This is a genomic window from Caenispirillum salinarum AK4, from assembly GCF_000315795.1.
GTDB classification, from domain to species: Bacteria; Pseudomonadota; Alphaproteobacteria; order Rhodospirillales; family Rhodospirillaceae; genus Caenispirillum; species Caenispirillum salinarum.
The window spans coordinates 1-6,972 of sequence record NZ_ANHY01000039.1 but is presented as its reverse complement, the minus strand read 5'-3'; the positions used below and the strand labels follow the sequence as shown (position 1 = coordinate 6,972).

Genomic DNA, 6,972 nt, shown 5'->3' with positions numbered 1-6,972 from the left:
GTCGAGCCGCACCCGCAGCGTCTCCCCCACGCGGTGCCGCAGGACCGGGCCGGGCGCCCGGCCGTCGAAGCCCCACAGGCCGGCCGTCGGCCGGTCGGGACCGAGCAATGGAGCGGAAACCGGCTCGGCGCGCAGGGTGCGGAAGTTGTCCGGGGCCGCCGCGCGGGTCAGCGTCGGCCCGATGACAAGGCCGGCGGAAAAGGCGGCGGAGGCGGCGAGGAAGCCGCGGCGGCTGATGGTCGTCATGGTGTCTCGTGTCCTGTTCTCGCTGCGGCCCTACCGGCCGCCGCCTTCGGCGTCCCGCAGCGCGCGCAGGCGCTGGCGGAAGGTGTCGTCGTCGATCTCCCCGCGCAGGTAGCGCTCCGTCAACTCGTCCACCGGGCGAGGGCGCCGGCGCTCCCCGGCGGATCGGCCCAGGCTGTAGAGCCCGTAGCCGGCCAGCGCGATGACAAGCAGGAAGAGCAACATGGGCCAGGCGAAGAAGCCATGCCATCCCCAGTCATGCATTCCGTCTCCGTTCCACCACATGGCGTCATCCTCCGTTGGGGTTCCGGGGTTCCAGAAGGTAGGTCGCGATGGCCTTGAGGTCCGCGTCGGTCAGCCAGGCCGTGCCGTCGCGCACCACCTCGCCCATGCCGCTGCCGAGCGAATCGCCCTCCGGTGTCAGGCCGGTGCGCAGCGCCGTCACGAGGTCCTCGTGGGCCCAGCCGGCCTTCTTCAGCGCCTGCGGCGTGATGGCGGGCACCTTGGCGCCGCCGGGGCCGTCGCTGCCGCCCTCAAGGAAGCGATCATCGTCCCGGCCGCCGAGCAGGCCGCGCGGCGTGTGGCAGGCGCCGCAGTGGCCGGGGCCGGTGACAATGTAGGCGCCCCGATTCCAGGCTTCGGAGCGCGCCGGATCAGGCTCGAACCGCGCGGGCTCGAAATGCAGCGCCCGCCAGACGTGCAGGCCCTCGCGTATGGAAAAGGGAAAGGCGAGGTCGTTGCCGTCGCGTCCGCCCTCGGCCGGGGCGACCGTCTGGAAGGCCGCCCACAGGTCGGCCACGTCCTGGTCGCTCATGCGGGTGTACATGGCGTAGGGGAAGGCGGGGTAGTAAGGATCGCCGTCCGGTGAGGTGCCTTGGCGCACGGCGCGGGCGAAGTCCGCCACCGTCCAGTCGCCGATACCGGCGTTTGGGTGCTGGGTGACGTTGGGCGGCACGAAGCTGCCGAAGCGGGTCTCGATGGCCGTGCCGCCCGCGAGGGGCGCGCCGCCGTTCTCGGCATCCGTATGGCAGCCGATGCAGCCGGACATGCGCGCGAGGTAGGCCCCGCGCTTGGGATCGCCCTCGGGGAAGGTGGCGGGTTCGGCGTTTCGCTCGGCGCTTTGAAGGATACTGAGCCCGCCCAGGAGCGCCAGCCCCGCCGCAATGACGGCGAGGCTGGCAAGCAGTGGCTTGCGCAGGGGCATCAGTCCTTCTTCATCCTGTAGTCGTCATGGCAGGCGCCGCAGGTGTTGCTGAGCTGCATGAAGGCCGCCTGCGGGGGCATGTCGGCCAGGGCCTCCGGCGAGGGGCTGCTGCCGCCGCCCATCATGGCGCCCATGCCGCCCGAGCCGGCGCCCATCATGTCCTGCGCCGAGGCTCCGCCCATCATGGCGCCCATGCCGCCCGAGCCGGCGCCCATCATGTCCTGCGCCGAGGCACCGCCCATCATGGCGTTCATGTCGGCGGACGGCGCGCCCATGCCGCCGCCGTGATTGTTGTCGGCGGCCTTGGCCAGGGCGTCGGCGTAGGTGGTCAGGTCGTCGGCCAGGCTATTGAAGCGTGCGGGCTCCGTCCAGATGGCGGGCAGGGCCTCGGACGGATCGTGCGCCGTGCCTTCGGGGAACAGCGTCACGAGATCGTCGCCGCCACGCTTGGCTATGGCCTCGGCCTCGCGGCGGACGGTTTCGGCGTCGTAGGGCGCCTTGCCCTGCATCATGGCCGTCAGGGTCTTCATGCTGTCGCCCATGGCCTTCATGAGGTCCATGCGTTCCTTGACGATGCCGGTGGCGCCGCCGTGGGCGGATGCACCGGGCACGGCGGACAGCCAAAGGCCGGCGGCCACGGCGCTGGCGGCCGCGGCGACGGTAACAGTACGGATCATTGTCGAAATCCTCGTGGTGTGGACGTTCAGGGGGTCACAGCACGGGATGGCGACGGGGAGGGGGCGGTTCGGGTGCGGCCGTCTTGCCGCGAAGAATGATGTCCGCCGGTCGGTGGAGCATAACGGAGGCGACCGCCAGCCCGACGGCGGAGGGCGGCTCGGTCAGCAGTCCGGCCACGGTCTGGCACGAGGGCATACAGTGCCTCTGGTGGCTGTCGTCCGCGGAGGTGCCGGCGTCCTCGTCGTGGGCGTGTGGCACCAGCTCGTGCGCGAGCGTGTCCGCCTGCTCGGCCGCCGAAACGATCATCGGCAGGTTGAGCGTCAGCAGCGCCACCAGCAGGGCGGCCACAAGGCGGAGCGGTGTCTTCGGCGACATGGCGCGACTATGACACAGGTGCGGGGGTGCGAAAACCGTCTTGAGAGGTGGGGAGCTGCCTCTTCATTCCCATTGACGGACCGGCGGGGCGCGCGTATTTGAAAGCGATATTGCCCACGCCGATTGCCGCCACGGCCGTCGGGCGGGCTTCGGAACCCCGGTATGATCCATCGCCTGCTCCTCGCCCTTCTGCTCTGCGCGGCCGTTTTCGGTGGCGTGGCGCCGGCGTGGGCGCACGAGCATCGCGCTGTCCAGACGACTACCGGTCACGCCTCGGCGCACGATCATCATCAAATGATGACTGACGACACCGCCGCCTGCACGATGGCTGAGGGCGGCCATGCCGGCCATGACTCCGCCGACGTCGCCGGCTGTCCCGGTGCGGCCTCGGCCTGTGGCGGCGCCTTCGCCGGCTGGGCGGCCATGGCGTTCGATCTTCGGGCGCAAGAGCCGGCGGATTCTCCCCGGCCCGGGGCGGAGCGTCATATGACGGCGCTTGTCCTCTCCCCAGACCTGCGGCCTCCGCGCGCTTCTTCCTGACGTTCCCCGCATCACGCGGCGCACCTGATGCGCCGTTGACGGCCGTTATGGAAGAAGGACGCTCCCTTCATGTCCGCACGTACAGTTTTGGTCGCCGCCGTGGCTCTTGCTGCCGGTGTCGCCGGAGGTCTCGCCTACGAGCGCGGAGACTTGTTCCCCCATGGCGCGGGCGAGACCGCCGCCACCGAAAAGAAAATCCTCTACTGGGTCGCCCCCATGGACCCCAACTACCGGCGCGACGCGCCGGGCAAGTCGCCCATGGGCATGGACCTGATCCCGGTCTACGAGGGCGAGGAGCCGGGCGCCGAGTCCTCTGATGCCGATGTCGTCCAACTGTCGCCGGCGGTCATCAACACCATGGGGGTGCGCACCGCAAGCGCCGAGCGCGCCGCCCTTGGCGGGGCGGTTCACACGGTCGGCTATGTGGCGCTGGATGAGGACAAGACCTCGCACGTCCACGTCCGCAAGGAAGGCTGGATCGAGGGGCTGAAGATCCGCTCCCTCGGGGCCGAGGTGACGCAGGGCGAGGTTCTGTTCGAGTACTTCTCGCCGGAACTGGCGGCGTCGTCCTTCGAATACGTCCGCGACCTGGAGCGCGGCGACACCTGGGCGGGCGCCGGTGGGCGCGCGAAGCTCAAGGCGCTCGGCGTCTCGGAGCGCCAGATCGAGGAAATCGCCAAGTCCCGCAAGGCGGCGGAGCGTATCCGCGTCTATGCGCCGCAAGGCGGCGTGGTGGTGCAGCTTGGCGTCGGCGAGGGCATGTACATCCGTCCCGACCAGACGCTCATGAGCCTGTCGGACCTGTCGACCGTCTGGGTCATCGCCGACGTGTTCGAAAGCCAGTCCGACCGGGTGCGGCCGGGCATGGAGGCGGAGGCCCGGCTGGCGCACCTGCCGGACCGGGTGTGGCACGGTACGGTGGATTACATCTACCCGGAACTGGACCCGACGACGCGAACCCTGCGGGTGCGCCTGCGCTTCGACAACGCCGACCTCGCGCTGCGGCCCAACATGTTCGCCTCCATCACGCTCGCCGGCACGGCGCGGGCGGAGGCGGTGGTGGTGCCGGCCGAGGCGGTCATCCGCACAGGGCGCAGCGACCGGGTGGTGCTGGCGCTGGGCGACGGGCGCTTCCGGGCGGTGCCGGTGACGGTGGGGTTCAGCGACGGTGAGCGGACGGAAATTCTCGATGGCCTGGACGACGGCGCGCAGGTTGTCAGCTCCGGCCAGTTCCTCATTGATTCCGAGGCCAGCCTGAAGGCCGGGTTCGCGCGCATGGAAGACCCCGCGCCGGACGCCGCGCCCGAGGTCATCGCGGAGACGGAAGGGACGGTCAACGCGGTGGACGCGCAAGGCCGCACCGTCAACGTCACCCACGCGCCCATCCCCGTCCTCGGCTGGCCCGCCATGACCATGGACTTCGGGCTGGCCGAGGGCGTGGACCCGGCGGCCTTCACCGTGGGCGGCAAGGTCTCCCTCGGCATCGGGAAGGATGCCGCAGGCGCCTTCGTCGTCGTTACCGCCCAGGCGTCCGCGCCCGAGGTCTGGGGCGAAGGCGTGGTCGATGTGGTCAAGGACGGCGGTCGGGTGCTCACCGTCACCCATGACCCGATCCCCGCGCTCGGCTGGCCGACCATGACCATGGACTTCACCGTCGAGCCGCCGCCCGCGGCCGCCCCGGCCGTGGGTGAGCGCATCCGCTTCGCCCTGGGCAAGGACGCCGCCGGAATGCCGATCATCGTCGAGATCGCCGCGTCCGCCGACACGGCGGCGGCGGGGGTGGCGCAATGATCGCCGCCATCATTCGCTGGTCGCTGCACAACCGCTTCCTGGTGGTGGTGCTGACCGTTCTGCTGGCCGTCGGCGGCCTGTGGGCGCTGAAGTCGACGCCGGTCGACGCCATTCCCGACCTGTCGGACGTGCAGGTCATCATCAAGACCAGCTACCCCGGCCAGGCGCCGCAGGTGGTGGAGGACCAGATCACCTATCCGCTGTCGACGGCCATGCTGTCGGTGCCCGGCGCGCGCACCGTGCGCGGCTACTCCATGTTCGGGGACAGCTACGTCTACGTCATCTTCGAGGACGGAACGGACCTCTATTGGGCGCGCTCGCGGGTGCTGGAATACCTGTCGCAGGTGACTCCCCGCCTGCCGCAGGGGGCGACCCCGGCGCTTGGCCCCGATGCCACGGGCGTCGGCTGGGTCTACCAGTATGCCCTGGTCGACCGCACCGGCCGGCATGATCTTGCGCAGTTGCGCGCCATCCAGGACTGGTTCCTGAAGTACGAGCTTCAGACCGTGCCGGGCGTCGCCGAGGTGGCGACCATCGGCGGCATGGTCAAGCAGTACCAGATCGTCGTCGACCCCCAGCGCCTGCGCGCCTACGGCCTGCCGCTCTCGGCGGTGAAGGCGGCGGTGCAGCAGGCCAACCAGGAAACCGGCGGCTCCGTCATCGAGATGGCGGAGGCGGAATACATGGTCCGCGCCGGCGGCTATGTGGACGAGATCGCCGACCTGGAGGCGGTGCCGCTCAAGACCAGTGCGGCGGGCACGCCGGTGCTGCTGTCGGACGTGGCCGACATCCGCCTCGGCCCGGAACTGCGGCGCGGCATCGGCGAGCTGGACGGGCAGGGCGAGGCCGTCGGCGGCGTCATCATCATGCGCTGGGGCGAGAACGCGCTGACCACCATCGACGGCGTGAAGGCCAAGCTGGCCGAGCTTGAGGCCAGCCTGCCCGAGGGCGTGGAGGTGGTGACGACCTACGACCGCTCCGGGCTCATCAACCGCGCCATCGACACGCTCACGCACAAGCTGCTGGAGGAGATGCTGGTGGTGGTGCTGGTCTGCGCCGCCTTCCTGCTGCACCTGCGGTCCTCGCTGGTGATCGTGCTGTTCCTGCCGCTGGGCATCCTGGCCGCCTTCCTGGTCATGCGCGTGCAGGGCATCAACGCCAACATCATGTCGCTGGGCGGCATCGCCATCGCCATCGGCGCCATGGTCGACGCCGCCATCGTCATGATCGAGAACCTGCACCGCAAGATCGAGACGACGCCGCTCACCCGCGAAAACCGCTGGAAGGTGGTGGCGGAGGCGACGACGGAGGTCGGGCCGGCGCTGTTCTTCTCGCTTCTCATCATCACGCTCAGCTTCGTGCCGGTCTTCGCGCTGGAGGCGCAGGAAGGCCGCATGTTCCAGCCGCTGGCGTTCACCAAGACCTATGCCATGGCGGCGGCGGCCATCCTGTCCATCACGCTGGTGCCGGTGCTGATGGGCTGGTTCATCCGCGGCCGCCACATCATCCCCGAGCATCGCAACCCCGTGAGCCGCGTCTTCATCTGGCTCTACCGGCCGCTGCTGGGCGGCGTGGTGCGGCACCCGCTGCTGATGGTGGTGGTGGCGGTGGTGCTGACGGCGGGCACGGTGTACCCGATGTCCAAGCTCGGCAGCGAGTTCATGCCGGAGCTGGACGAGGGCGACATCCTTTACATGCCGAGCCTGTTCCCCGCCGTCTCCATCGGCAAGGCCGGCGAAATCCTGCAACAGACCGACCGCCTGATCCGCACCCTGCCCGAGGTGGAAACCGTCTACGGCAAGGTCGGCCGGGCCGAGACGGCCACCGACCCCGCGCCACTGACCATGGTGGAGACCACCGTGCGCCTCAAGCCGCGCGAGGAGTGGCGGCCGGGCATGACCATGGCGAAAATCCGCGACGAGCTGGACCGCCTGGTGCAGATCCCCGGCGTCACCAACGTCTGGATCATGCCCATCAAGAACCGGCTCGACATGCTGGCGACGGGCGTGAAGACGCCGGTCGGCATCAAGGTGGCCGGGCCGGACCTGGACGAGATCGGCCGCGTCGCCGCCCGCATCGAGGAGGCGGTGAAGACCATCCCCGGCACCGCCTCGGCCTATGCGGAGCGCACCGTCGGCGGG

At 70.0% G+C, this 6,972-nt stretch carries 7 protein-coding genes and 1 pseudogene; 2 read left to right on the top strand and 6 right to left on the bottom strand.

Annotated elements, in window-relative coordinates; genetic code table 11:
- The 6 genes and pseudogenes from C882_RS22205 to C882_RS24820 all read right to left on the bottom strand — a co-directional run.
- A pseudogene (locus C882_RS22205) lies at positions 1-246 on the bottom strand (hypothetical protein); the annotation flags it as partial.
- A gap of 30 nt (positions 247-276) precedes the next feature.
- On the bottom strand, positions 277-507 hold the full coding sequence (locus tag C882_RS22200; protein WP_009542940.1) for an SHOCT domain-containing protein: 231 nt from the start codon (positions 505-507) through the stop codon (positions 277-279).
- A gap of 25 nt (positions 508-532) precedes the next feature.
- Entirely contained in the window at positions 533-1,447 is a 915-nt protein-coding gene (locus tag C882_RS22195) for a c-type cytochrome (RefSeq protein ID WP_009542939.1), read from the bottom strand.
- A complete protein-coding gene (locus C882_RS22190; protein WP_009542938.1) occupies positions 1,447-2,124 on the bottom strand; it encodes a c-type cytochrome in 678 nt (225 codons plus the stop codon). Before C882_RS22190 ends, C882_RS22195 begins: the two co-directional genes overlap by 1 nt.
- 34 nt (positions 2,125-2,158) lie before the next feature.
- On the bottom strand, positions 2,159-2,500 hold the full coding sequence (locus tag C882_RS22185) for a hypothetical protein (RefSeq protein ID WP_083876155.1): 342 nt from the start codon (positions 2,498-2,500) through the stop codon (positions 2,159-2,161).
- A gap of 63 nt (positions 2,501-2,563) precedes the next feature.
- Positions 2,564-2,842 (bottom strand): hypothetical protein, encoded by a 279-nt coding sequence (locus C882_RS24820; RefSeq protein WP_152415470.1) that lies wholly within the window; start codon positions 2,840-2,842, stop codon positions 2,564-2,566.
- A gap of 267 nt (positions 2,843-3,109) precedes the next feature.
- Here C882_RS24820 and C882_RS22175 point away from each other — a divergent pair, with 267 nt between their 5' ends.
- Positions 3,110-4,831 carry an efflux RND transporter periplasmic adaptor subunit gene (locus tag C882_RS22175; protein WP_083876153.1) on the top strand — a complete coding sequence of 574 codons (1,722 nt, stop codon included), beginning with the start codon at positions 3,110-3,112 and terminating at the stop codon, positions 4,829-4,831.
- Positions 4,828-6,972, top strand: a 2,145-nt coding sequence (locus C882_RS22170; protein WP_043647251.1) for an efflux RND transporter permease subunit, incomplete at its 3' end; no start/stop codon positions are given. The genes C882_RS22175 and C882_RS22170, both read left to right, overlap by 4 nt.